This is a genomic window from Streptoalloteichus hindustanus, assembly GCF_900129375.1.
GTDB lineage: Bacteria > Actinomycetota > Actinomycetes > Mycobacteriales > Pseudonocardiaceae > Streptoalloteichus > Streptoalloteichus hindustanus.
In genome coordinates this window covers 287758-313694 of sequence record NZ_FQVN01000002.1, presented here as the reverse complement: position 1 = coordinate 313694, position 25937 = coordinate 287758, and the positions used below count along the sequence as shown (strand labels likewise).

The following is a 25937-nucleotide window of genomic DNA, read 5'->3' as shown; positions in this document are numbered from 1 at the left end:
GTGGCGCATGACCACGACCACCGGCCCGGGGGCTCCGCCCACGCCGACCGAGTTCCGCCACGAGGCGTACCTCTACCGGGGCGAGGCCGAGTTCCTCGCCGGCATCGTGCCGTTCGTCAGGGACGCCGTGGCCGCCGCCGAGCCGATCCTGGTCGTCGTGCCGCGACCGAAGATCGACATGCTGCGCGCCGCGCTGGGCGGCGACGCCGAGCGGGTGTGCTTCGCCGACATGGCGGAGCTGGGCCGCAACCCGGGGCGGATCATCTCCGCCTGGCAGGACTTCCTCGCCGAGCAGGCTCCGGACGGCCGCCGGGTCCGGGGCATCGGCGAGCCCGCCTACGCCGGCCGCAGCGAGGACGAGTTCGTCGAGTGCGAGCGGCACGAGTTCCTGCTCAACCTCGCGTTCCACGACTCGCCCGCCTGGTGGCTGCTGTGCCCCTACGACATGTCCGCGCTGGACGCCGGGGTGGTCGACCGGTCCCGGCAGACCCACCCCTACGTGCTGCAGGACGGCGAGCACCGGCCCAGCCTGGGCTGGGTGGGCCTGGCGGAGGCGGCCGGGCAGCTGCTCGACCACCCGCTGCCGCCGGCCCCCGACGACGCGGCCGAGCTCACCTTCCGCGACGGCGGCCTGCGGGCCGTCCGGGAGCTGGTGACGCGGCGGGCGGCCAGCGCGGGCCTGCCCGTCGACCGCGCCGGCGACCTGGTCCTGGCGGCCAACGAGGTGGCCGCCAACAGCGTGCGGCACGGCGGGGGCCGGGGCCGGCTGCGCCTGTGGGTGGCGGCGCACGCCGCCGGCCCGGTGCTCGTGTGCGAGGTCAGCGACCGGGGCCGGATCGCGGACCCGCTGGTGGGCCGGCGCCGCCCGACGCTGGTCCAGGACGGCGGCCGCGGCATGTGGATGGTCAACCAGCTCTGCGACCTCGTCCAGGTCCGCACGTCGGGCCGGGGCACGGTGGTCCGCCTGCACATGGCGGTGGACTGACCGCCTCGCCGCCGTCGAGCGGCGAGGCGGGCCACGCGTCCCGTCGCGTCCCGTCCTCAGCCCCCGCTCGTCCGGCCGCGCCTGAACGAGTGGTTCCGAAGTCGAAGCGGTGACCGGAAGCAGCCAGAAGGCCGCTCAAGACCAGCTCGTGCCGACCCGCCCGATCACCCTTCCCACCGCACTCCGCGTCGACATCGACAACTCCCCGAAGGGCGGCCCCGGGAAGCTCAACCACCCAAGCTGTCCCCACGCGGAGCTGGTCACTCCCACGGTGGCGTAAGCACTTTTGGGGTCCGGGCCCGCTGGTTGCGGTTTCCACCCGCCCGGATGCCCGGCGCGATCCGAACATCTGCCGGGCCGGCCCAACGACAACCGTCGCCCGCCCGCCGCCTCGTCGCCCCACCGCCGGCCAAGCAGGTCACACGCCTGTCCGCCCGCCGACCCCACCCCGTGAACCGGCCACCGTCTGGATCACCGACTCCGCACCGGCAGAGCGCGCCCGGCCCCGCCCGAGGTGAAGCGCCCGCAGTGGGCCGACTGAGCGAAACAAGACGCTCCCCCGGCACTCACGCTGGTTGTGGGGACCGCGGCCACACCTGGTCCGCACCTCCGCCGGGCTCCCAGCCACCTGAACACCGGCCGACGTCAGGACCGACGAGCGACAGGACTCATGGCGGCCCGCGACCGCCAGCCCTGCCCGCTCACCGACCGCCTCGGCCTGCTGACCACCGCCGACAAGGGCTACGTCTCCCACGAAGTCGACCGCTACCCCGCGAGGCGTCCGGAGTGCTCCGCACGACGGGCGTTCGAGATCAGTTCGGGATGATTTTCTGACCGCACTCCACGACAGGACCGACAACTACCGGCAGGCAGACCCCGACGAGGTCGACCGTCGACAGCACACCGACGCGGAGCCGGTCGCCCTCGCGGTCGCCCAGGCGTTGTTGGGCTTCGCCTCCAGGCTCGCTGGCCGCGGTTCCCGCCGGTCCGCGTGCCCACGGCGTTCCGCTCTCCGCCAGGCCGGTCCGGCGACAACAACGCCTGCGCGCCGCGCTGCCTCTGATCGAGGTGACGCGGCTGATGGCGCCTGACACCCACCCGTGACCCGACCCGGACGGAACCACCGACTGCACGCCGGCAGAGCCCGTTCGTCGCCCGAGGTGAAGCGCCCGCAGTGGGCCGACTGAGCGAAACAAGACGCTCCCCCGGCACTCACGCTGGTTGTGGGGACTGCGGCCACACCTGGTCCGCACCTCCGCCGGGCTCCCGACCACCTGAGCACCGACCGACGTCAGGACCGACGAGCGACAGGACTCATGGCCACCCAGCTCAACGAGGCATCCGGCGAAGGCGTCGCAGTCCTTACCGCCCAACGTCTCCTGGCCCTGACCTCCGACCACTGACGACGCGTTCGGCCGCATTGCGGGAAAACCCGGACGCGCCAGGCATTTCGCCCCTGCGGCGAGAGCGCCGGTCAGGAGCGGTGGGGACCGCTGAAGGTCTGCTCCCGGCGTTCGCCGTCGGCGGTCTCGCCGAACACCCGCGCGTCGCCGTCGGAGCCCGACGCCGCGGCCGGCGGGGTCGGCGCGGCGGCCGAGTCGGACCGCGACGGCCGGTCGGGCGCGGCCACCCGGACGCGCGGCAGGGAGTCGGGGTGCTCGCGGCGGAGCCAGTCCACCAGGCCCTCCCGCACCAGGCAGCGCAGGTCCCACAGGGTGGGGCCGTCCGCGGCGCTGACCAGGGCGCGCACCCGCACCAGCGCGTGCGTCGCCTCGGTCACCTGGAGCACGCACACCCGGCCGTCCCACAGGTCGGTGCCCTCCGCCACGCGGCGCAGCTCGTCCCGCATCGCGGCGACCGGGGCCGTCCAGTCCAGGTCGATCTCGACGGTGCCCAGCAACGCCGACTCGCGGCGGGTCCAGTTCTCGAAGGGCGTCTTCATGAAGTACGACGTCGGCAGGATCAGCCGTCGGTCGTCCCACACGTGCACCACGACGTAGGTGAGCGTGATGTCCTCGATCCGCCCCCACTGCCCCTCGACGACCACGACGTCGTCGAGCCGGATCGCGTCGCTGAAGGCGATCTGCATGCCGGCGAACACGTTGCCCAGCAACGACTGCGCGGCCAGCGCGGCGATGGCGCCGATGACGCTGGCCGAGGCGAGCAGGGTGGTGCCGGCGGCGCGCGCCGAGGGGAAGGTCACCAGCATCGTCCCGCCGGCCAGCACCGCGACCACGACCACGGTGACCCTGCGGATCAGGGTGATCTGGGTGTGCATGCGCCGCGCGTGCCTGTTGTCCCGGACGTCGGTGCGGATGCGGGCCAGCGCGACGTCCTCGACGACCATCAGCAGCGCGGCCACCAGCCACGCGGTCGCCCCGATCGACACCAGGAGCAGGGCGTGCAGCAGGGGGTCGCGCCAGGCTCCGGTGGTGGTGCCGCCCAGCAGCACGAGGTGGACGGCCAGCGCCACGGCCAGGACCTGCCCGGGGCGGTAGGCGCGGGCGGCCAGCTCGGCGACCAGCTCCGCCCGCCGGCCGATCCGGCGGAGCACCCGGTGCAGCAGGGCGACCGCGGCGAGCGCGACGAGCGCGCTGGCCACCACCAACGCCACCAGCACGACCAGGTCCTGCCACCGCGCGGACAAACCGGGGACTCCTTCCGCTCACCGAAGCCGATCGGGGCGGCGGCCAGCGGTCGGCCGGCCGTCAGTCGGCCAGCAGCGGGCCAGCACCGCCACCCTTCGGTGAGCCCTACCCGTTCGGGGCGGACCGGTCACACGGTCGGCCCGCCGCGCCCCGCCCCCGGGAGATCCATACCCCGCCTGACCTGGAATTCACCCGCGACGGTGAAGTACGCCACGCCCACCCGCGACCAACCTCCTGCGGCCGCCGGCGGGGTTCCCCCGGTGTTGGGTGGAACCGCGTCACCCGGACCGGCGGTGCTGCAGCGGCGGCCTTGCGTCGCGGAATCGGACGTTTCGACACTGATCCGGCCCTCGGGCGACCCCGCCAGGGGGCGCCCTCCGGCCACCGGGTGAGGAGAGACATGGGCAAGGCGCTCGTCACGCTCGTCAACCCGAACAAGGTGCACCCGCCGATCGCGCCCTACGCCCTGGACATCCTGAGCACCTCGCTGGAGGCGGACGGGTTCTCGGTGGAGGTGCTCGACCTGACCTTCGACCGAGACGACTGGCGGCCGCTGGTGCGGGCCTACTTCGCGACCCGGCGCCCGCTGCTGGTCGGCATCACCATCCGCAACACCGACACCGTCTACGCGCAGCAGCAACGCGGGTTCGTCGACGAGCACCGCGAGATCGTCGACGAGATCCGGGCGGCCACGGCGGCGCCGGTCGTCGGCGGCGGCGTGGGGTTCTCCTCCCTGCCGTTCGCCCTGGTGGACCACCTGGACCTCGACTTCGGGATCAAGGGGCCCGGCGAGGTCCCCCTGGTCCTGCTGGCCAACGCCGTGCTGCGGGGCGACCCGCCCGACCGGGTGCCCGGGCTGATCATCAACGAGGGCGGCGCGGTGCGCCAGGCGCGACCGGACCTCGACGACGCCGGCCGCGTGGGACAGGTGAACCGGGGCGCCGCCTACACCCGGACCTCCGGCCAGCCGTGGCGGGTCGACAACCTCCGGTACTACCAGCGCGGCGGGCTCGGCGTCGTGCTGACCAAGAACGGCTGCCCGTTCGCCTGCTCCTACTGCGTGGAGCCGGACGCCAAGGGCAACCGGTTCGCCCGCCGCGAGGTCGGCGCGGTGGTCGACGAGATGGAGGCGCTGCTCCGCCAGGGCGTGCTCGACCTGCACACCGCCGACAGCGAGTTCAACCTCAACATCGCGCACAGCAAGGCGGTGCTGCGGGAGGTCGTCCGGCGCAGACGCGCCGACCCCGGGTCCCCGCTGCGCGACATGCGGTTGTGGGTCTACATCCAGCCCGCGCCGTTCGACGAGGAGTTCGCCGACCTGCTGCTGGCGGCCGGGTGCGCCGGCATCAACGTCGCGCCCGACCATGTGCGGGACGAGCTGCTGGACGTCTGGAAGGTCACCAGGGGCGGCGCGCGCTACCACACCTGGGCTGACCTGGAGCGGGTCTGCGCGCTGGGCGCGGAGCGGGGGATCGCCACCATGGTGGAGGTCCTGCTCGGGATGCCCGGCGAGACCGCGGAGACCATGGCGGACTGCGTGCGCCGCACGCTGGCCCTGGACGCCACGGTGGTCGGCTACACCCTCGGCATCCGGATCTTCCCCTACGCCCCGCTGGGAATGCAGCTCGCCGAGCAGTGCGGCGGCCTGCGAACCGTGCCCGGCCTCCAGTCCAACACCGCCCTGGACCCGATCGTGCTCACCCCGCTCGCCGCCTGCCCCGACCGGGTCTCGTACGAGCGCCAGTTCCTCTTCGACGCCCGCGGCCGGTTCCGGCCGGTGTGCTACTTCTCCCCCGAGCTGCCGGAGGACGACGCGACCCTGCGCGCCCCGGCCGGGCGGTGGCGCAACAGTCTGCGGCTCCTGCGGTCGCTCGTCCCGCCCGACGAGCACCACCGGGTCATGCTCCCCACCGAGCCGGGGCTGACCGAGGAGGACAACAACTACGCCGACAACCCGTTCCTGCTGCACCTGACCGCGCTGGAGTACCGGGGGGCGTACTGGTCCCACTGGCGTGACCGGGACCGGATCATGCGGGAAGCCGCCGCGCCCACGGTCCCGGTGTCCGGGACGTGACCCACCGGGTGGCCGGGCCGGTCGCCGCCGTGGTGAGCAACGCGACCAGCACCAGCACGGTGAACCCGAAGGTGTCGACGAGGTGGAACCGCAACCCGATGCTGGCCACGACCAGCTCGGTGACGCCCCGGCAGTTCAGCAGCACCCCGAGGCACACCGCCTCGCCCCTCGGCGCTCCGGCCAGGCCGGCCGCCACGCCCGCGCCGACGAACTTCGTCGCGCTGGCCACCACGAGCACCGCGACGAACACCAGCCAGTGCGCGGGGGAGCTCCCGAACGCCCCGAGCGAGACGCCCAGCCCGACGCCGGCGAAGAACAGCGGGAGCAGGACCGTCACGGTGAAGCCCCGCAGCAGCTCGTCCACCCGATCCACGACCCCGGAGTGGCGGGGAACGACCGTGCCGAACAGGAACGCGCCGATCACCGGGTGCAGGCCGATGAGCTGGGTCGCGGCGGCCGCGCCGAGCGCCCCCGCAGCCAGCAGCGGCAGGAGCAGGTGCCGCGAGGACGGACGGGACACCACCCGCCGGACGACGGCGTCCAGCGCCGGCCGCACGCACCCGACGACGAACGCCACGAACGCGACGGTCAACACCACCGTCGTCGTCCAGGAGCCGTGGTCGGCCGTCGTCGCGGCGAGCAGGACCGTGAGCGCGCCCCACGCGAGCGCGTCGCCGACGGCGGCGCAGCCCAGGGCGAGCGTGCCGACCGGGGTCCCGGCCAGGTCCACGTCGGTCAGGATGCGGGCGAGCACCGGGAGCGCGGTGATCGACAGCGCCACCCCGAGGAACACGGCCGAGGCCGGCCCGCGCGTGCCCAGGACGTCGTCGGCGAGCACCGAGAGGGCCACGCCCGCGACGAAGGGCAGTCCGGTCGCGCCCGCGACGACGGCGCCCAGAGCCCGGCGACGCGCTCGCACCTGGTCGACGCGCAGTTCGCAGCCGACGAGGAACACGAAGGTCACCAGGCCGAGTTGGGCGGCGAGCCCGACCGCGGGCAGCACGGTCGGCGGGAACAGCCAGTCCCGCGCCGCCGGCCAGGCCAGTCCGAGCCCGGACGGGCCGAGCGCCACCCCGCCCAGGATCTCCCCGATCACCGGCGGGTGCCCCAGCCGGGCGCACAGCGCGCCGAGGAGGTGGCAGACGACCAGGACGACGGTCACCGCCAGCAGCAGCCGGGCGACCGGATCACTGTCCACTGTGGACTTTTCCTCGGGCGCGAGCGACCACGGGACGAGCGCGACCAGGAGCGCCCCGACCGCCAGCGCGGGCGCGACCAGCCGCGGCCACAGGGCCCTTCGCCCGCCAGCCACCGCGCCTACCGCGTTCTCCTGTCCGCTGTCCACGCCGCCCCCTCCTCCTCGCCACCCGACGCCGGGTTCTCCCAGGAGGCGCCCACGGCCGTGCCCTCCCCGTCCGGGGCCGGGGCCGGGTCCGGACGGGGAGGCGGGGAGTCCGTCAACCAGGAGGCGAAGGACCGCAACCCGTAGAGCAGCGGCACGTCGGAGGTCTGCGTCACGTGGACCACCTCGCCCAGCACCAACGTGTGGTCCCCGACCTCGACGGTGCCGGTCAGCCGGCACTCGGCCAGCGCGAAGGCGTCATGCGCCAGCCACGGCAGCCGGGCCAACCCGGCGGGCCGCCAGCACACCTCGGCGAACCGGTCCAGGCCGGGCGAGGAGAACACCTCGGCGGCGCGCCGTCCCCGGTCGTGCAACAGGTTCACCGCGAAGCCGCGCCGTCCGCACAACGCGCGCAGCGTGCCGCTCGCGCTGTGCAGGCTGACCAGCAGAGTGGGCGGAACCAGGGTGACGCTCGACAACGACGTGCAGGTCAGCCCCCGAGGACGGTCGTTCTCGTCCCGGGTCGTCACCACGGCGACCCCGGTCGGGAAGGCGCTCATCAACCGGCGGAAGGCGTCCGCGGCCACCGCCGGCGCGGTGTTGGACGGAACGGTGCTGGACGGAACGGTGCCGGACAGAACGGTGTTGGACGGAATGGTGGCCGGTCGGGGCGGACGCGGCGCGACACCCACGGTTTCCCCCTGCTCCCCACCGGTTCGGCGGCGGCCACCGGTGGCAACGTGGGAGGCTCGTGCCGTCCAGGGTAGGGATCACCGTGCCGGACGGACCCGAACCGTTCGGATTCCAGTCTCACCAACCCGCGCGCGACGGGCGATCCGCGCCCGGAAAACCCCTGTCCGCCCTCACTTCGCGTGGAGGCGACGCAGGTAGTCGTAGTTGGAGGGCAGCGTCGCGACGAGCTCCCGCTGCCGGTCGCGGACCGTCGAGAACCGGCTCTCCACCGAGTCGAGCGACCGGGGCCGGTGGAGCAGCAGCGGCAGCGGGCGGTCGGGCAGCACTCCGAGTCCGGCGAGGACGCAGTAGTAGTTGCCGTTCGTCCACACCTTCCGGAAGTCCAGGTCGACGCTGCCGTAGACCGTGCTCTCGTCGTCGCTCGCCGGCGGGTTGACGACCATGCCCGCCCGGTACATCGCCACCTTCTCCTGGATGCCCTCGGCCAGCCGCAGTTCCTTGTTGGCCTTCCAGAACGGGGTGTCCACGCGCGGGGAGAAGTAGAAGTGCGCCTGGATGAAGTCCCGGGTGTCGTCGAACATCGTCTCGATCTCGTGGTTGAACCGGTCGATCAGCGCCTGGTCGAAGCGCCGGTCCGGGAAGTGCGTGACCAGCCGGTGGATCGCGGCGGTGATGAAGTAGATCCCGGTGGACTCCAGGGGTTCCAGGAAGCACGACGACAGGCCGATGCCGACGCAGTTGCGCACCCACGCGCGCCGGTTCCTGCCGACCCGGAACCTGATCCGGTTGAGGCGCGCGGTCTCCGGGTCGAGCCCCCACAGCGCGCAGAAGTCCCGCACCGCCTCGTCGGGCTCGGCGAACCGGCTGGAGTAGACGTACCCGGTGCCGAACCGGCCGAGCATCGGGATCCGCCACGTCCAGCCGGACTTCATGGCGATCGCCGAGGTGTAGGGCTCCACGCCCTCGCGCGCGCTGTCCTGGGGCACGGCCGCGGCGACGGCGCTGTCGCACAGCAGGTGGTCGCTCATGTCGACGAACGGCTCGCCCATCGCCTGGTTGATCAACAGGCCGCGGAACCCGGAGCAGTCCACGAACAGGTCGCCGTCCAGCCGCCGCCCCTGCCGGGTCCGCAGCGCGGTGATGAAGCCCCGCTCGTCGAACTCCACGTCCACCAGCTCGTCCTGCACGTGCTCGACGCCCTGCCGAGCGGTGGCGAAGCGCCGCAGGAAGTCGGCGACGAGGTGGGCGTCGAAGTGCCACGCGTAGGGCATCGCCCGGTTGCCGTCGAACCAGCGGGGCGCGCGCTTCGCGTCCATCGCCGGTGTCTCGCGCAGACAGGCGTAGTCGAACGGGTCGTCCGTGCGCCCCCGCAGTCGGTCGTGGACCCAGTAGTGCGACAGCGGGATGCCGTCGTGGCTCGGCAGCGTCCCGAAGGAGTGGTAGAAGTGGTCGGGGCGGCCGTCCACCCACCGCGCGGTCGGCTCCCCCTCCCCCGGGGTGCGCCAGTTCACGAACTTCACGGCCATCTTGAAGCTCGCGTTGCACTCGGGCATCCACTCCTCCTCGGGCAGGCCAAGGAAGTCGAACAGCAGCTTCTGCAGGTTCGGCACGGTCGCCTCGCCGACGCCGATCTTCGGGATGGTCGGGGCCTCCAGCACCGTCACGGACACCGTGCCGTGCAACGCCTTCCCGAGGTACGCGGCGGTCATCCAGCCCGCGGTGCCACCGCCGAGCACGACGACCTTTCTGATCCGGTGGTCCATCTGCCTCCCGTCTCCGCGTGGGTGGTTCACCAGCGCTCCGCGTCGCCGGTGCGGTTCCGCACCCGCACGGGGAGTTCGCGCAGGTGGTTGGCGAACACGCTCCACCCCCTGCGGGGCGGGCCGGCCAGCTCCAGCCGGGGTCCGGCGGTGAACAGCTCCGTCAGCAGGACCCGCGCCTCCAGCCGGGCCAGGTGGCTGCCGAGGCAGTAGTGCGGACCGCCGCCGCCGAACGTCACGTGCGGACGACGGCGGGTGCTGTCGAAGCGGTGCGGGTCCGGGAAGACCTCCGGGTCGCGGTTCGCCGCGACGTACCACAGCAGCACCATGTCGCCCGCGGCGATCACACGGTCCCCGATCCGCACGTCGCGCCGCGCGTGGCGCGCCATGTGCATCACCGGCGAGACGTGCCGCAGCAGCTCCTCGACCACGCCCTCCATGCGGCCCGCTCCGGCCGCGGCGCGGAGCTGCCGCTCGACCGCGGGCTCCTCCAGCGCCAGCCGCACCGCCTGCCCGAGCAGGGTGTGCGTGCTCTCGATGCCGGCCGTGACCAGCAGCAGGAAGTACGCGTTGTAGTCGGCGGAGCGCAACCGCTCCCCGTCGACGTCGGCCCAGGCCAGCTCGGTCATCACGTCCGCGGCCGGCTGGCGCAGCTTCTGCTCGCGCAGCCAGTCCGCGTACTCGAACGCCTCCAACGCCGCCTGGAGCGAGGCGTCGACGCCGTTCTCGTCCACCCCGCCGAAGACCATCGCGTGCGCCCAGCGCACCATGTGGTCCAAATCGGCGTCGGGCACGCCGAGCAGGGCCGCGATCACCTGCGCCGGCAGGGCGGCGGCGACCTCGGCGACGAAGTCGAGCACGCCCGGTCGGCGCAGCCCGGCGACCAGCGGCGCGGCCAGGTCGCGGACCCACCCCTCCAGGCGGGCGACGCCGCGGCGGCCGAAGCCCCTGGCGGTCAGCAGCCGCAGCCGGGTGTGCTCCGGCGGGTCGTGCAGGATCATCGCGCCCTTCTGCAGGGCGACCGTCTCCGGGCAGCTCGGGTACATCGCGCCGAGCGCGGAGGTGAAGTTCTCCTGGTCCTGGGAGACCGCGACGACGTCGGCGTGCCGGGTGAGGGACCAGAAGCCGCCGGTGGGGGCGCCCCAGTCGGTCCCGGTCCAGTGCACCGGGTCGTCGGCGCGCAGGCGGTCGAACACCGCGTGCGGGACACCGTCCGCGAAGGACCGGGGATCGGACAGGTCGACGAGCGTGTCCTGGAGGCCACCGCCCACGAGGTGCTCCCGTTCGGCCGTAGGGTGTGGTTCCGGCATGGGGCGTCAGGCCGACGCCGTGGGGACGGACTCCGTGACGAACTCGGTGAGCAGGCAGACGCCGGCGACGACCTGGGTGGAGGCCGGCGCCAGCCCCACCGTCGCGGCCAGGCGCACCAGGTCCTCGGCGCTGCGCAGCCGGCCGGCGAACAACGCCAGCACCATGAGGTCGAGCCGGGTGGTGAGCTCCCGTTCGACCGGGGCGTCCAGCGGCAGGCCGGAGACCAGGACCCGGCCCCGGCGCCCCGCCGCCTCCGCGCAGCGCCGCAGGATGCGCTCCGCCTCCAGGTCGTCCCAGTCGTGCAGGATGTTCGACAGGACGTAGACGTCGGCGCCCGAGGGCAGCGGGTCGAAGAAGCTGCCCGGCACGACGACGCAGCGGTCGGCGACCCCGGCCCGGACGAGGTTGGCGCGGGCCGCGGACGCGGTGTGCGGGAGGTCCACCAGCGTGCCCAACAGGTGCGGGTGGGCCCGCAGGAGCTCGATGAGCAGGGTGCCGTCGCCGCCGCCCACGTCCACCACCTGGCCGACCTGCGACCAGTCGTGGCAGGCGGCCAGCCGGGGCGCGACCACCGAGGTCGACGCGCCCATGACCGCGTTGAAGCCGTCGCCGAGGTCGGGCTCGGTCGCCAGGTCCTTCCAGAACGACCGGCCGAACAGCAGCGGGTAGACCGCCTCCCCGGTGCGGATCGAGTGCGTCATGGCCAGCAGCGCCTGGTCCATCCGGGAGCTGATCCCCTCCGGGTCGATCCAGTCCATCCGGCTGCCCCGGTGCTCGTCCCGCAGCAGCCGGCCGACGTCGGTGAGCGCGAAGACCCGCGGGGAGGGCTCGGCGAACACCCCGCAGCCGACGAGGTGCCGCAGCAGCCGCTCCAGGGCGCCGGCGTCCGCGCCGGACCGCTCGGCCAGGTCGGCCAGCCGGGTCGGGCCGCCGGCCGCCAGCTCCACCACGCCCAGCCGGACCACCGCGCGCACCGCGGCGGGCGTGACGAGGTCGGTGAGCCGGCGCAGCGCGGGCGCCCCGCCGAAGACCCTCGCCGCGTCCTCGGCCACCACCTCCACGAGCAGGCCGGCCGGGTCCACGACCACGAAGGACCGGCGGACGCCCTCGGTCACCAGCGGCCGGGCCAGCCGCATGCCCTGCCGGACCACCTCGGCGTGCGCCCGGTCCAGGTCCAGCACCTCGACGGTGAGCTGGAACCCCTTCCGCTCCGCGCCGGCGCCGTCGACCCGCTGGAAGTCGAGCCGGAGCCGGGGGTCCACCGGTGAGGCCAGGCGCAGCACCGACTCGCTCTGGGTGGTGGCGGTGAACCCGAGCACGTCGACGTAGAAGGCGCGGAGCTGGCGCAGCGCGTCGGGGCGGTCCACGGGGATGGTGGGGCACAGGGCGGTGGTGGTCACGAAAACTCCAGTGGGGGCGAGGGAGTGGGCGGGGAATTCCGGGGGCGCGACCTTCCCGGAATCCACCGGTTCCCGGGAGGAACGTTTCCTCCCCGATCCCGGCAAACACCGTCGGCGGGATCGGGGAGGAATGGTTGTTCGAACGGGTTCGGCGAGCGGAACGGCATTCCTCGGGCCTTCCAGACAATCAGTCGGGCGTCAATCTCGCCGACCCCGGTCGGGCACTTCACCAAGAGCGGCCCGCCCCTCGGTCGATTCGTCGGTCGGCGTCGAGCACGGCGGCGGCGTGCACGGCGGCGCCGGGCGCGGCCGCGCCGCCCGCGCGGCTCAGATCCGGCCGATCAGCTCGTTGCCGATGGCCTTGGCGTCGGTGCCGGCGAAGAAGTCGTACATGTTGCGCGCGAACTCGTTCCTGGACAGCTCGCCGTCACCGTCGACGTCCATCCGCTGGAACACGTTGCCGGCCTCGTCGGCCGGGACGCCCAGCGCCCTGCCGTACCGCACGAACTCGTCCTTGGAGATCTTGTTGTTCCGGTCCGAGTCGACGACCTCGAACAACGCCTCGGAGTACTGCGTCATCGCCTTCCGGATCTCCTGCTGCCGGATGCTCGTGACGCCCTGCACGTACTCGTCCAGGGTGAGCTCCTGCTCTGGGCTCTTGCCCACGGCCTTGACCAGCTCCTGCCATGCGCGGCGGTCCGCGTCGAACAGCTTCACGGACTGCGGCGCGTCGACGGGCACACCGAACTCGGCCGCGATCCGCCGGACCTGGTCCTCCAGGTCGCTGAGCGACACCGTGCCCCGACCGGTCACGTCGAGGGCCTCGAAACTCTTGGCGATCTTGCGCTGCCGCAGGTCGCCCGATGCCACTGCCATGATTTCCTCCCTGTGTCCCGAAACGGAGCGCATCGGCCCTCGGCGGGCCGGCGTCTCCGCCATCACCCCGGCGCCAACACAACCACGGTGTTCGGGGCCGGGCAAGCGACGACGGAGTGCACCGCTGCCGGTCGTCGGAAAATGCCGCTCGTGGGTGAACTAATCACCGAACATCGCACCGAGGGACACGGAGAATCCCGCGAAAGTGCCGTCGTCGCCATTCCTGATCTCGGTTCGCCGCCCCGAAGGTGGGCGGGGCGGCCCCGGTGCGTCGTGGCGGGGGACGGCGGGGTTCCTGTGGGTGACGCCCCGAGATCGGCCCACCCCGCGCCGGCCCTCAGGCCAACCCCCCGGTCGCCCGCAGGTTCTGGCCGGTCATCCAGCGCGCGTCCGGGCCGGCGAGGAAGGCGACGACGTCGGCGATGTCACCGGGCCGGCCGAGCCGGGCCAGCGGCGTCATCCGCACCGCCGCGGCCAGGACCTCCTCCGGGTTCCCCGACCGCAGCAGGTCGGTGTCGGTGGCCCCCGGCGAGACGGTGTTGACCGTGATCCGCCTGCCGGCCAGCTCCCACGCGGCGACCCGGGTGAACTGCTCGACCGCCGCCTTGCTCGCGGCGTAGACGGCCACGCCCGGCTCCGGCATCACGGTGTTCGCCGTGGAGATGTTGATGATCGCGCCCTCGTCGCGCAGCCGCTGGGCCGCCTGTTGGATGGCGAAGAAGGTTCCCCTGGCGTTGACGGCCATCAGCCGGTCGTAGATCTGCTCGGTGGTCTCGGTGATCGGCGCCGCCACGACCTCGCCGGCGTTGTTCACCAGCACGTCCACCCCGCCGAACGCCTGCTCCGCGGTGTCGAAGAGCCGCGCCACGTCGCCCGGGTTCGCCAGGTCGGCGCGCACCGCGCGCACCCGGCCGCCGGCGGCGCCCGCGTCGGCGACGGCCCGGCGGGCCAGGTCCTCGTTGCGCAGGTAGCTGAGCACGACGGCCGCGCCGTCCCTGGCGAACCGCTGCACCACCGCCCGCCCGATCCCGCGCGAGCCGCCCGTCACCACCGCCACTTTTCCGTCAAGGACACGCATTCCGACCTGCCCTCCCGCGACGTCTCAGGTTGTCGGGTCCGGTTCGGCGCCGACGCCGGGGGCGACGTAGACGGCCACCCGCGCCGGCCGGCCGCGCTGGTCCGCCGGCCGGCAGGAGACGAGCGTCTGGGTCCTGGTCACCACCCACGGCCGGTCGGTGATCGCGCCGAGCGCCGTCGAGTAGGGGTGCGGGTCGACCCCCTGCGTGATCATCAGTCGGGAGACCCTGCCGTGCGCCCACGCGTCGTTGTGCGCGGCGAGCGGGATGTCCACCGCCGCCGAGTCGGGCACCGGGTCGCCGGGCGCGAGGGTGAACCACAGCGTCGGCGGGCTCGCCCAGCCCGGCCCGCGCCCGCCGGTGGCCACCCGGAGCGCCGAGGAGATCCGGCCCGGGACGTGACCCCTGGCGATCCCCGCGTGCGCGTCCAGGGCCGCGGCGTCGCAGCCGGTCGCGACGTACACCCGGACCCGCCCCCGGTCGGGGCCGGACAGCCGCAGGGCGAGGCCGACCGGCTCCCCGCGGGGCGCGTCCAGTCGCTCCAGGTGGGTCAGCACCGCACGCCACGCCCGCGCCACGCCCAGCCGGGCCAGCGCCTCGGCCGTCACCTCCCCGGCCAGGCGCGGACCGTGGACCCCGGGGTTGAGGTAGACGTGGAACACCGGCGCGCCCTCGGCCAGCCAGGAGACGCCCTGCCACAACGGGAAGAGCCCCTGCGGCCAGTCGGTGGCGAACAGCTCCTCCACCCGCAGGTAGGCGTCCAGCGCGGTGCCGGGCCAGCCGGTGAGGCGGCGGAGGAACTCCCGGCCGGCGTCCTGGTTGGCCGGCGGCGACGGCCGGTCCGCCTGCGTCTCGAAGTCCACCAGGACCTCGGCCACCCGGCCCCGCCAGACCAGGGCCAGCTCGAACGGGACGCCCTCGGGCGAGATCGCCGAGCGGTAGCGGGTCCGCTGCCGCACCGGGACGTCGCCCCACGACGCCCACAACCGCCGCAGCTCCCCCACCACGGCCGAGCACCGGGCCGGCGGCCAGCCCAGGGCGCGGCAGGCCCGGCGCAGCTTGTCGCACGCGAGGTCCGTGACGCTGGTGTCCGCCCGCGCGGCGCCCGGTCGAGGCGCCGGCGCCTCGGCCTCGGCTTCCGCGGCGGGGTCCGCGGTCGGGTCGGGCGGGCTCACCCCGCGCCCCGATCCGCCCCGACGGCCGCCGCCGCCCGCTCGCCACCGCCCCAGGTGACCGGCAGCCGGAGCGGGCTGCGCGCCTGCATGCCGCGCGTCCACGGCACCTCGTCGGGCGGCGCCGCCAGCGCCAGGTCGGGGAAGCGGCCCAGCAGCATGGTCAGCGCCACCTCCATCTGCACCCGGACCAGGGAGGCGCCCAGGCAGTGGTGCAGGCCGTGGCCGAACGCCAGGTGCGGGTTGTGCCGCCGGGTGAGGTCCAGCCGGTCCGGCTCGTCGAACACCTCGGCGTCCCGGTTGGCCGACGGCACCGCCGGCAACACCGCCTCACCCGCCCTGACCAGCGTCCCGCCCAGCCACACGTCCTCGGTCGCGTAGCGGGCGAACGTCACGTGCGCGATCAGCGGCACGTACCGCAACAACTCCTCCACCGCGCGCGGCGCCAGCTCCGGCCGGGACCGCAGCAGCTCCGCGTGCTCCGGCTGGGTCAACAACACGAACAGCGAGGAGGCGAGCTGGGAGGCGGTGGTGTGGTAGCCGGCGAGGAGCAGCACGTTCGCCAGGTCCACGAGCTCCTCCTCGGAGCAGCTCCCGTCCCGGTCGCGGGCGCGGACGAGCCCGCCGAGGAGGTCCTCGGTCGGCTCCGCGCGGCGCAGCGCGACGAGCTCGGCGATGTAGCCGTACATCGCCTCGATCCGGACGGCCACCTCGTCGGCCGGCAGCGCCGTGATGCTGAAGAACGCCTCCAGCCAGTGCCGGAACCGGCTCCGGTCGGCGTAGGGGACCCCGAGCAGGTCGCAGATCACCAGGCCGGACAACGGGGTGACGAACGACCGGACCAGGTCGACCGGCGGCCCCTGCCCGACCATGTCGTCGGTGAGCCGGCGGACCAGCGCGGTGATCCCCGGCCGCAGGTGCTCCACGCCGCGCCGGGAGAAGGCGGTGGCCACCAGCCGGCGCAGGCGGGTGTGGTCCGGCGGGTCGACGCCCATGACGCTGGTCCTGATCACCAGCGGCGTCAGCCGGGCCTCGTCGCGGCCGGCGGCCGCGGCCCGGCTGAACCGGGGGTCGGTCAGCACGGTCCGCACGTCCTCGTGCCGGGTGACCAGCCAGGCGTCGTCGCCGTGCGGGACGCGGACCCGCAGCAGGGTGCGGCGCTCGCGCAGCTCCGCGTAGGTCGGGTGCAGGTCCAGCCGGACGGCCTCGCCGAACGGGTAGCGGACCGGCGCGGGGGTCCCGGTCATCGGCCGTTCCCCCTCCCCCAGGTCACGGGCAGGCGGTCCACCGTCCTGGCCTGGATGCCGGTGGCCCACGTGATCTCCTCGGCGGGCACCGCCAGCTCCAGGTCGGGTAGGCGGGACAGCACCGCCGGCACCGCCACCCGCATCTCCATCCGCACCAGCGCCGCCCCCAGGCAGCGGTGCGGGCCGAACCCGAAGCCGAGGTGCGGGTTGGACTCCCGGTGGAAGTCGAGCTCGTCGGGACGGGCGAACACCTCGGCGTCCCGGTTGGCCGACGGCACCGCCGGCAGCACCGCCTCACCCGCCCTGACCAGCGTCCCGCCCAGGTACAGGTCCTCGGTCGCGTAGCGAGCGAACGTCACGTGCGCGATCAGCGGCACGTACCGCAACAGCTCCTCGACGGCGTTGGACGCCAGCTCCGGCCGCCGCCGCAACGCCTCCGCGTGCTCCGGCTGGGTCAACAGCACGTACATCGACGCGGACAGCTGGGCGGCGGTCGTGTCGTGGCCGGCGATGAGCAGGATGCTGACCAGCCCGACCAGCTCCTCCTCGGTGCACCGGCGTTCCTCGTCGCACGCCCGGACCAGCGCGGTCACCAGGTCCTCGCCCGGCTCCCGCCGCCGGCGCTCGACCAGCTCGGCGAGGTAGCCGCGCAACGCCGCCATCCGGGCCGCCACCTCGTCGGCCGGCAGCGCGGTGGTGCTGAAGTAGGCGTGCAGCCAGACCTGGAACTTCGCCCGGTCCTGGAAGGGGATGCCGAGCAGCGCGCAGACGACCCGGCCGGCCAGTGGCACGCAGAAGGCGCCCACCAGGTCCTGGGGCGGGCCCTGCTCGACCATCCGGTCGAGCAGTTGGTCGGCCAAGGCGTGCACCCAGGGCCGCAGGTTCTCCACCCGGCGCATGGTGAAGGCGTGGGCGATCACCGCGCGCAGTCGCGTGTGGTCGGGTGGGTCCAGGCCCATGACGCTGGTCCGCAGCGGCAACGGCGTCAGCCGCGGCTCGTCGTCGGGGTCTCCGGCCGCCCGGCTGAACCGGGGGTCGCCGAGCACGATCCGGACGTCCTCGTGCCGGGTGGCCAGCCAGGCGTCCTGCCCGTGGGGCAGGCTCACCCGGACCAGCGGTCGCCGCGCCCGCAACTCGGCGTAGGCCGGGTCGAGCTCCAGGCCGATCAGGTCGCTGAACGGGAACGGGACGGGGTCGGCGGCAGCCACTCCGTCGGGGGCCCACGACAGTTCGCTCATCCGGTCCCTCTCCCTCTCGTGTCCCCCCGCGTGTCCCCTCGTGCGTCACTGCTCCGCGTGCTTCCCGACCCTGGCGCGGGCGGCAGGAACCCGGTCTCGCCGAACCAGCGGAGGTAGCGGCCGACCAGGGCCGCGTCGAGGTCGGGGAACCGGACCGGCGAGCCGGCCAGGCCCCGCTCGGTGTTCGTCCGGTCGAAGCGGAGCCGGGCCAGGCCGACCAGGCGGGGCAGCGCCTCGCCGAGCAGCGCGCCCGCGCCCAGCGCCTCGCCGCCGGGCTCGTGGGCGCGCTCCTCCAGCAGGCGCACCCACCGGTGGTAGGGCGTCGGGGTCAGCTCGTGGCCGAGGGCCCGGAGCTGGTCGAGGACCACGCCGAGCGCGAGCGGCCGGGGGCAGGTGAGGTGGTGCGCCCGGCCGAGGGAACCCGGCGACCGGGCGAGGTGGACAACGGCGGCGGCCACGTGGTCGACGGGCACGAGGTCGACCACCGGCTCGTCGACGTGCGGCAGGTCCGGCGCCGCGCCCAGGAGCACCATCGCCCGGACGAGGTGCCAGAACGCGTCGTCGGCCCCGCCGACCCCGGTGCCGGAGTGCCCGCTGACGCGGCCCGGCCGGTGCACGGTGACCGGAATCCCCCTGGCGTGGGCGTTCCACACGTGCTGCTCGGCCATCCACTTGCTCGTCACGTAGCCGTGCGGCAGCAGGGATCGCGGCGGGACGTGGTGATCCTCGCGGACGACGTCCTGCTCCCCGTCGACGGCGACGACCACCGCCGCGGTGGAGACGTGGTGCACGGGCGTGACCCGGTGGCGGGCCGCGAGCCGCAGGACCTCCTGGGTGCCCAGCACGTTCGCCGGCCGCAGGCGGGAGTGCGGCTCGACCCCGCTGACCCACGCCCCGTTGTGGTAGATCGCGTCCAGGTCGGCGGCCAGCTCGTCGAACGCCGCGCTCGACAGGCCGAGCAGGGGTTGGGCGAGGTCGCCCACCAGGGGCGTGATCCGGGCCGTCGCGGCGTCGTCCCCGAGCCGGTACCGCGCCAGCGTCGCCCGCAGCCGGGCCGCCGCCTCCGCCTCGCCGGCCGCGCGGACCAGGCAGACCACCTCGGCGCTGGTGCGGTCGAGGAGCTCCCGCAGCAGGAACGCGCCGAGGAAGCCGGTCGCGCCGGTGAGCAGCACCCGGCGGGGGTCGCGGTTGCGGTCCAGGTCGGCGGGGGCGCCGCGGGCGACGGCGATGTCCGGGGCGAGGGGCGGCTCCGCCGCGAGGTCGGCCACCGGGCCGCTCCGCTCGGGGCCGGCGGTGTCCGCGCCGGGCGGCGTCCACACCGGCGGACGGGCGCGGCCCGCCTCCGGCGTCCTGCCGGTGGCCCGCACCGCCTCGACGGCGGCGACCAGCTCGGCGACGGTGGGCCGCTCGAAGACCACGCGCACCGGCAGTCGGACGCCGAGCTGGCGGTGGACGCGGCCGACCAGCCGGGTCGCCAGCAACGAGTGGCCGCCCAGGTCGAAGAAGTTGTCGTCGACCGTGACCGACGCCCGGCCCAGCAACTCGGCGAAGACCGCGCAGAGGATGCGTTCCGCCGGCGTCCTCGGCGCGCGCCCGCCGACCGAGCGTCCGAAGTCCGGAGTGGACAGTCGGCCGTGGTCGACCTTCCCGTTGGCGGTCAGCGGAAGCGCGTCCAGGACGACCACGGCCGAGGGCACGAGGTACTCCGGCAGCGCGGCGGCGGCGTGCGCGCGCAACGCGGTCTCGTCGACGGCGCGGTCGGTTCCGCCGCGCACCACGTAGGCGACCAGGCGTTTCTCCCCGGAGCGGTCCTCCCGCGCCAGCACGACGGCCTGCGCGACGCCGGGGTGCCCGGTGAGCACCGACTCGATCTCCCCTGGCTCGACCCGGAAGCCCCGGATCTTGACCTGGCCGTCGGCGCGGCCGACGAACTCCAGCTCGCCGTCCGGCCGCCACCGCACGAGGTCGCCGGTGCGGTACATCCGGGTGCCGGGAGCACCGAACGGGTTGGCCACGAACCGGCCGGCGGTGAGCCCCGGCTGGCGCAGGTACCCCCGCGCCAGGCACGGTCCGGTCACGTACAGCTCGCCGGCCACGCCGGGCGGCACCGGCCGCAGGCGGTCGTCGAGGACGTGCGCGCCGGCGTTCACCGTGGGCCGTCCGATCGGCGGGACCCGGTCGCCGGACAGCGGCCGGCTGAGCGCGGCGCACACCGTGGTCTCGGTCGGCCCGTACCCGTTGAGCAGGGCGCGTCCGGCCGCCCACCGCCGGGCCAGGCCGCCCGGCAGCGGCTCGCCGGAGACGATCAGCCAGCCCGGCCCCGGCAGGTCCTCGGGCGCCATCACCGCGAGCGCGGCCGGGGGCAGGGTCGCGTGCGTGATCCGCCGCTCCCCGACCAGCTCGGCCAGCGCCGCGCCCGGCACCAGCCGGGCGGCCGGGGCGGTCACCAGCGCGGCCCCGGTCAGCAGGCTGCCGCACAGCTCCCAGACGGTGCCGTCGAAGCTGGGGGAGGCGAACAGCAGGACCCGGCTGTCCGGGGTGACGCCGAACCGCTCCACCTGGACCGCGGCCACCCCCGCGAGCCCGGCGTGGGTGACCACGACCCCCTTGGGCCGCCCGGTCGATCCGGAGGTGTAGATGACGTACGCGGGGTTCGCCGGCGAGAGCGGGGCGCGTCTGTCCACATCGGACAGATTTTCGTCCACACAGGACTCGATGTCGGCCGCCGTCTCCGGGCCGTCCAGGACGATCCAGCGGAGATCCCGCCCGCCGTCGCGCGCCCGGCCCGGGCGGGGCATCCGGTCCAGCGCCGCCCTGGTCGTCACGCCGAGCGCGATCCCGGCGTCCTCGACGATCAGGGCGAGCCGCGCGGCCGGGCAGTCCGGGTCCAGCGGCACGTAGGCCGCGCCGGCCTTGAGCACGGCCAGGATCGCCACGACCAGCTCGGCCGAGCGCGGCAGCGCGACGGCCACCAGCCGCTCCGGGCCGACGCCGTGCCGGACCAGGTGCCGCGCGAGGCGGTTCGCCCGGCGGTTCAGCTCCCGGTAGGACAGCGACTCGCCCGCGGGCGCCGCCACCGACTCCACCGCGAGCGCGTCGGGAGTGCGCTCGACCTGGGCTTCGAACAGCGCGGGGAAGGGCAGTTCGGGCAGGGCGCGCGCGGTGTCGTTCCACTCGACGAGGCGACGCCGCTCCCGCGCGCCGAGGACGTCCAGCTCGCTGACCCGTTGGTCGGGGTCGGCCACCACGGCCCGCAGCACCCGCAGGAACCGGGCCACCACGGACTCGGCCGTGCCGTGGTCGAACAGCTCCGCGTCGTACTCCAGCACTCCACTGACACCGCCCGGACCGCCGTCCGGCGCCGGCCGCTCCGCGAGGCTGAACACGAGATCGAGCCGACACGTGCCCAGGTGCGCGCGCTCGGGCCGGGCCCGCAGCCCCGGCAGCCGGAACTCGCCGGCGGGGGCGTTCTGCACCGCGAGCATGACCTGGATCAGCGGGTGGCGGGCCAGCGACCGGGTCGGCATCAGCGCCTCCACCAGCCGCTCGAACGGCAGGTCCTGGTGCGCGTACGCCGCCAGGTCCAGTTCGCGCACCTTGGCGAGCAGGTCGCGGAACCGGGGGTCGCCCGAGGTGTCCGTGCGCAGCACGAGGTTGTTGACGAAGAACCCGACGAGTTGCTCCAGCGCGTCGTCGGTGCGCCCGGCGATCGGGGTGCCGATCGGCAGGTCCGTGCCCGCGCCCATCCTGGTCAGCAGGGCGGCGAGCCCGGCGTGCAGCACCATGAACAGGCTGGTCCCCGTGCGCTGGGCGAGGTCGAGCAGACCGGCGTGCAGCGCGGGGTCGATCTCGACCGGCGCGGCGCCGCCCCGGTACGACGAGACCGCCGGCCGGGGCCGGTCGGTGGGCAGGGTGACCTCCTCCGGCAGCCCGGCGAGCTTGTCGGTCCAGTACGCGAGCTGACCGGAGGCCTGGCCGCGCGGGTCCTGGTGATCACCGTCGACCCCGAGCAGATCCCGTTGCCACGCCGTGAAGTCCGCGTACTGCACCGGCAACGGCTCCCAGTCGGGCGCGACGCCGACCACGCGCGCCGCGTAGGCGGTGGCCAGGTCCCTCCACAGTGGACCAAGCGACCATCCGTCGCACGCGATGTGGTGCAGGGTCAACAACAACACGTGCTCGGATTCGCTGCCGGGCGGCCGGTCGTCCAACTCGAACAGCGCGGCGCGAATCGGGATCTCGGCGCGCAGGTCGAAGCCCCGGCGTCCCTCGTCCCGCACCAGTCGCGCCAACGTCGCCTCGGTCGCACGCCGCACCACGACCTCGGGGCGCGCGTCGGCCAGCACCACCTGCCGAGGGTTTCCCCCGTCGTCGCTGAGGATCGTCCGCAGGCTCTCGTGCCGATCGAGGACATCCCGCAGCGCGGCGGTGAGCGCGGCGCGGTCCAGCCGGCCGGACAACCGCATCGCCAGCGGGACGTTGTAGGTCGCGCTCGGGCCTTCGAGGCAGTGCAGGAACCACAACCGTCGCTGGGCGAAGGACAGCGGCACGACGTCCGGGCGGGGTCGGCGCGCGAGCGGCGGGCGGAGCGGGCGGTCGCCCAGCCGGTCCACCAGGGCGGCGACCGTCGGCGCCTCGAACACGGCGCGGACGGGCAGCTCCGCGCCCAGCACCGCGCGGATGCGGCTGACCAGCCGGGTCGCGGACAGCGAGTGCCCGCCCAGGTCGGTGAAGCTGTCGTCGATCGTCACCCCGGGCACGCCGAGGATCTCGGCGAACAGGGCGCAGAGCCGGGCCTCGACCGGCGTCCGGGGCGCCCGGCCGCCGACGGTCGCCGGAATCCCGGGTGCCGGCAACGACTTCCGGTCCACCTTGCCGCTGACCGTCAGCGGCAGCGCGTCCAGCACGACCACGGTGGCCGGCACCATGTGCTCGGGAAGGCACTCGCGCAGGTGGGCGCGCAGCCGCGCGGGCAGTCCCCTCGCGTGGCGGGCCGCCGAAGGATTGTTGGTGTAGCGGGAGAACCAGCGCGCCGACATTCGTCCAATCGGGACAATCGATCCGTTGTCCCTGCCTCCGGGGTCGGCGCCCGCCGTCCGGTCCACCGGGAACCAGGACATGTCCAGGCACAACGAGGACGCGCGGGTGTCGGCCTCCATGAGGACGTCCAGCCGCCCCTCGTCGTCCGCCGGAGCCCAGGTCGTGGCCACCCGGTAGCCCAGGGCCGCGCCGAGGTCGTGGAACGCCTCGGGGTCCACGGCGTCCACGGTGCCCACCGGGTCAACCATGTCCACTTTGGACATCTCGTCGGCGGAGAGGTGGGCCGGTCTCGCCAGGTCCGGGAACTCCCCGCGGGCCAGGGCCCGCACCGCGTCGAGCGCCGGCCGGAGCCGGGCGTTGGGCACACCGGTGAGCCACAGCCGCGTGGGTCGGAGCCGGATGAGCCGGTCGGACAGCGCCCGCAGGTCGCCGACCTCCCGTTCCCAGCACAGCTTCTCGCCCTCCCAACACCGCTCGTGCTCCGCCGGCGCCGGCTTCCGGCGCAGCACGACGTCGTAGCGGTAGCGCGACATCTCGTTGTGGTGCCGTCCGCGCCGCACCCGCAGGTCGACCCCGGCGACCAGGGAGTTCCGCGCCGCGAACGCGGCGAAGAAGTCCGGGTCGACCAGCAGTTCCCGGTCCGTCGCCACGGCCCGGTCGACGGCGGCGCGCAGGGCGGCGGGGTCGGACCGCTCGCCCCCGGCGTGCCGCCGGAGCTGGACCTCGGTGTGGAAACACCGGTGCAGCCGCCGGTTCCGCACGTCTCCCACGAAGACCGCGCCGCCCTCGGCCACCAGGCCGAGGACCCGGCCCAGGACGTCGACCAGGTAGTCGCCGTGCGGGAAGTACTGGGCCACCGAGTTGAGGACGACCGTGTCGAAGTGGCCGGCGGGCAGTCCGTCGAGCACGTCGGCGGGTTGGGCCCGCAGTTCCACGCGAGCGGCGAGCTCCGGGTCCCCGGCGACCTGCCGTCGCAGGTTCTCGATGACGGCGGCGGAGAAGTCGGTTCCCCAGTACGACTCACAACGCGGCGCGAGGTGCGCCAACAGCAGGCCAGCGCCGACGCCGATCTCCAGCACCCTCCGGGGCCGCAGCCGCGCGATCCGTTCCACGGTGACCGCGCGCCACTCCCGCATCTGCTCCAGCGGGATGGGCTCGCCGTCGTAGCTGCTGCGCCACCCGGAGAAGTCCTCACCGAGCGGGCTGTCCGTGCCGTCGACGCCGTATGTGCTGTTGACGCCGTATGTGCTGCTGGTGCTCGCTGGCCCCCGCGCGTACAACGCCTCGTAGACCTCGCGCCACTCCGCCACGTGCTCGTCGGCCGCGGCGGCCAGGCCGGCGACCGCGGCCCGGTCGGGGACGACGTAGCCCACGAGCCGGGGGTCGCCCGCCGCGTCCTCCCGCAGCACCACCGCGGCGCGCGCGACAGCGGGGTGGTCGACGAGCGCCGCCTCCACCTCGCCGGGCTCGACCCGGAACCCGCGCACCTTCACCTGGTCGTCCGCCCGGCCGACGAACTCCAGCTCGCCGTCCGCCCGACGCCGGACCAGATCTCCCGTGCGGTACATCCGCGTTCCCCGCGGTCCGAACGGATCGGCGACGAAGCGCTCCGCCGTGCGGGCCGGCCGTCCCCGGTACCCCCGCGCCAGGCCGGGACCCGCCACGTACAGCTCCCCGGTCTCGCCGGGGGCCACCGGGGTCAGGTCCGGGCCGAGCACCCGGACGCGGGTGCCGCGCACCGGCCGCCCGATCGGTGGGTTCTCCTTACCCGACAAGGGATCGCTCATCGTCGCGCAGACCGTGGTCTCGCTCGGTCCGTACGCGTTGACGACCCGGCGGCCGGGCGCCCAGCGGCGGGCGAGGTCGGCGGGGAACGCCTCGCCGGCGACGACCACGGTGGCGTCGGCCAGCACGTCGTCGTGGGGCGACAGCTCGGCGAGCGCCGAGGGCGGCAGCGTGAGGTGCGTGATCCGGTGCTCGGTGAGCGTCCTGGCGAGGGGACGGCCCGGCAGCGTCCGGTCGGCCGGCGCGAGGACGAGGGCCGCCCCGGTCAGCAAACCCATGCAGATCTCCCAGAACGCCGCGTCGACGCTCACCGGGGCGAACTGCAGAACGCGACTTCCCGGACCGACGCCCAGTCGCTCGCGCTGGCTCGCCACCAGCGCGCCCACCCCGGTGTGGCTGACGACCACGCCCTTCGGCTCGCCCGTCGAACCGGAGGTGTGCACGACGTAGGCCGCGTGCCACGGGCTCAGCGGCGCCCGCCGCTCGGACTCGGCCAGGTCGGTGGCCGGAAGCCCGCGCAGTTCTCCGACGACGCCCGGGTCGTCCAGCGACCAACAGGGGGCCGCCTGGTCCGGCAGGGCCTGGGCGGTGCGCCCGGTGGCGAGAACGAGGGCGGGCGCGCCGTCCTCGACCAGGTGCGCCAGCCGGCGGGCGGGCAGGTCCGGGTCCAACGGGAGGTACGCGCCGCCCGCCTTGAGCACCGCGAGCAGGGAGACCACCAGCTCGACCGACCGGGGCAGGGCGAGCCCGACGGTCCACTCCGGACCCACGCCCCTGGCGACCAGCCAGCGGGCGAGCCGGTTGGCCCGACCGTTGAGGTCCACATAGGACAATGAAGTCAGCTCGGCCAGACCAGTTGGTTCGCCGGTTGGTTTCTCGGCCCCGAGGACGACGAGCGCCGGCGCGTCCGGTGTCCGGATCACCTGTTCCTCGAACAGGTTCGACACCGTCCGCGACGCCGTCCCCGGCGTCGCGTCCGCCCCTCCGGTCGACGTCGCCAAGCCGGAGGGCGACACCTGGCCTTCGACCACCCGCATCCCGGGTTCCTCCCCCGCTCGTCCGGCCGGGTCAGGCGGCGGAAACCCGCGACGGGGAACAGGAACGGCAGGACCGGCATCGCTCGCGCATGGCTACCAGGGTCGCACCGCGCGCGGGGAACTCCGCGTCTCCCGCCGGGACTTCACCCCCTGAACAGGGAACCAACCCCGTGGGGGTGTACTGGCGTGCCGGCGGGCCACGGGCCGCGACAAGACGTTCACCCGCTCACGCCGGCGCCACACCTCCGCAGTC

Annotated in this window: 15 protein-coding genes; 3 read left to right on the top strand and 12 right to left on the bottom strand. The window is 74.4% G+C overall.

Annotated features, from left to right (window positions below; translation table 11 throughout):
• Window positions 1-7: 7 nt before the first annotated feature.
• Together BUE43_RS06905 and BUE43_RS34085 are read left to right on the top strand one after the other, a co-directional pair.
• The gene (locus BUE43_RS06905) at window positions 8-985 is read left to right on the top strand and encodes a sensor histidine kinase (RefSeq protein ID WP_073480555.1); all 978 of its coding nucleotides are present in this window, start codon (window positions 8-10) and stop codon (window positions 983-985) included.
• Between the two features lie 670 nt (window positions 986-1655).
• Entirely contained in the window at window positions 1656-1811 is a 156-nt protein-coding gene (locus BUE43_RS34085) for a hypothetical protein (RefSeq protein ID WP_159447702.1), read from the top strand.
• 648 nt (window positions 1812-2459) lie between these two features.
• Here BUE43_RS34085 and BUE43_RS06900 read toward each other — a convergent pair.
• Window positions 2460-3632 carry a mechanosensitive ion channel family protein gene (locus BUE43_RS06900; RefSeq protein WP_073480554.1) on the bottom strand — a complete coding sequence of 391 codons (1173 nt, stop codon included), beginning with the start codon at window positions 3630-3632 and terminating at the stop codon, window positions 2460-2462.
• Between the two features lie 401 nt (window positions 3633-4033).
• Between BUE43_RS06900 and tsrT the strand changes: the two genes are divergently transcribed.
• The gene (tsrT, locus tag BUE43_RS06895) at window positions 4034-5707 is read left to right on the top strand and encodes a tryptophan 2-C-methyltransferase (RefSeq protein ID WP_073480553.1); all 1674 of its coding nucleotides are present in this window, start codon (window positions 4034-4036) and stop codon (window positions 5705-5707) included.
• Here tsrT and BUE43_RS06890 read toward each other — a convergent pair.
• The 11 genes from BUE43_RS06890 to BUE43_RS06840 form a co-directional block, all read right to left on the bottom strand.
• A complete protein-coding gene (locus BUE43_RS06890; RefSeq protein ID WP_073480552.1) occupies window positions 5661-7052 on the bottom strand; it encodes a cation:proton antiporter in 1392 nt (463 codons plus the stop codon). The genes tsrT and BUE43_RS06890 overlap by 47 nt on opposite strands.
• Window positions 7025-7741 carry a flavin reductase family protein gene (locus tag BUE43_RS06885; protein ID WP_073480551.1) on the bottom strand — a complete coding sequence of 239 codons (717 nt, stop codon included), beginning with the start codon at window positions 7739-7741 and terminating at the stop codon, window positions 7025-7027. The genes BUE43_RS06890 and BUE43_RS06885 overlap by 28 nt, the downstream gene beginning before the upstream one ends.
• Window positions 7742-7912: 171 nt before the next feature.
• Window positions 7913-9505, bottom strand: a complete 1593-nt coding sequence (locus tag BUE43_RS06880; RefSeq protein WP_073480550.1) for a tryptophan halogenase family protein — start codon at window positions 9503-9505, stop codon at window positions 7913-7915.
• 26 nt (window positions 9506-9531) lie between these two features.
• On the bottom strand, window positions 9532-10773 hold the full coding sequence (locus tag BUE43_RS06875) for a cytochrome P450 (protein WP_083959413.1): 1242 nt from the start codon (window positions 10771-10773) through the stop codon (window positions 9532-9534).
• Window positions 10774-10818: 45 nt separating this feature from the next.
• The gene (locus BUE43_RS06870; RefSeq protein ID WP_083959412.1) at window positions 10819-12213 is read right to left on the bottom strand and encodes a methyltransferase; all 1395 of its coding nucleotides are present in this window, start codon (window positions 12211-12213) and stop codon (window positions 10819-10821) included.
• 327 nt (window positions 12214-12540) lie between these two features.
• Window positions 12541-13089 (bottom strand): EF-hand domain-containing protein, encoded by a 549-nt coding sequence (locus BUE43_RS06865; RefSeq protein WP_143173998.1) that lies wholly within the window; start codon window positions 13087-13089, stop codon window positions 12541-12543.
• A gap of 337 nt (window positions 13090-13426) precedes the next feature.
• Window positions 13427-14167, bottom strand: coding sequence for a glucose 1-dehydrogenase (locus BUE43_RS06860; protein ID WP_073480547.1), 741 nt, complete (start codon window positions 14165-14167; stop codon window positions 13427-13429).
• Between the two features lie 24 nt (window positions 14168-14191).
• Window positions 14192-15340 carry a hypothetical protein gene (locus tag BUE43_RS06855; RefSeq protein WP_073480546.1) on the bottom strand — a complete coding sequence of 383 codons (1149 nt, stop codon included), beginning with the start codon at window positions 15338-15340 and terminating at the stop codon, window positions 14192-14194.
• Entirely contained in the window at window positions 15337-16584 is a 1248-nt protein-coding gene (locus BUE43_RS06850) for a cytochrome P450 (RefSeq protein WP_073480545.1), read from the bottom strand. Before BUE43_RS06850 ends, BUE43_RS06855 begins: the two co-directional genes overlap by 4 nt.
• Window positions 16581-17822, bottom strand: a complete 1242-nt coding sequence (locus tag BUE43_RS06845) for a cytochrome P450 (protein WP_073480544.1) — start codon at window positions 17820-17822, stop codon at window positions 16581-16583. The genes BUE43_RS06850 and BUE43_RS06845 overlap by 4 nt, the downstream gene beginning before the upstream one ends.
• Window positions 17819-25684, bottom strand: a complete 7866-nt coding sequence (locus BUE43_RS06840; RefSeq protein WP_073480543.1) for a non-ribosomal peptide synthetase — start codon at window positions 25682-25684, stop codon at window positions 17819-17821. The genes BUE43_RS06845 and BUE43_RS06840 overlap by 4 nt, the downstream gene beginning before the upstream one ends.
• Window positions 25685-25937: the final 253 nt, after the last annotated feature.

Excerpts from the sequence above, each read along its gene's own strand:
- BUE43_RS06905 (WP_073480555.1), top strand. The coding sequence starts at position 8 with ATGACCACGACCACCGGCCCGGGGGCTCCGCCCACGCCGACCGAGTTC.
- BUE43_RS34085 (WP_159447702.1), top strand. The coding sequence starts at position 1,656 with ATGGCGGCCCGCGACCGCCAGCCCTGCCCGCTCACCGACCGCCTCGGC.
- tsrT (WP_073480553.1), top strand. The coding sequence starts at position 4,034 with ATGGGCAAGGCGCTCGTCACGCTCGTCAACCCGAACAAGGTGCACCCG.
- BUE43_RS06880 (WP_073480550.1), bottom strand. The coding sequence starts at position 9,505 with ATGGACCACCGGATCAGAAAGGTCGTCGTGCTCGGCGGTGGCACCGCG.
- BUE43_RS06865 (WP_143173998.1), bottom strand. The coding sequence starts at position 13,089 with ATGGCAGTGGCATCGGGCGACCTGCGGCAGCGCAAGATCGCCAAGAGT.
- BUE43_RS06860 (WP_073480547.1), bottom strand. The coding sequence starts at position 14,167 with ATGCGTGTCCTTGACGGAAAAGTGGCGGTGGTGACGGGCGGCTCGCGC.
- BUE43_RS06850 (WP_073480545.1), bottom strand. The coding sequence starts at position 16,584 with ATGACCGGGACCCCCGCGCCGGTCCGCTACCCGTTCGGCGAGGCCGTC.
- BUE43_RS06845 (WP_073480544.1), bottom strand. The coding sequence starts at position 17,822 with ATGAGCGAACTGTCGTGGGCCCCCGACGGAGTGGCTGCCGCCGACCCC.
- BUE43_RS06840 (WP_073480543.1), bottom strand. The coding sequence starts at position 25,684 with ATGCGGGTGGTCGAAGGCCAGGTGTCGCCCTCCGGCTTGGCGACGTCG.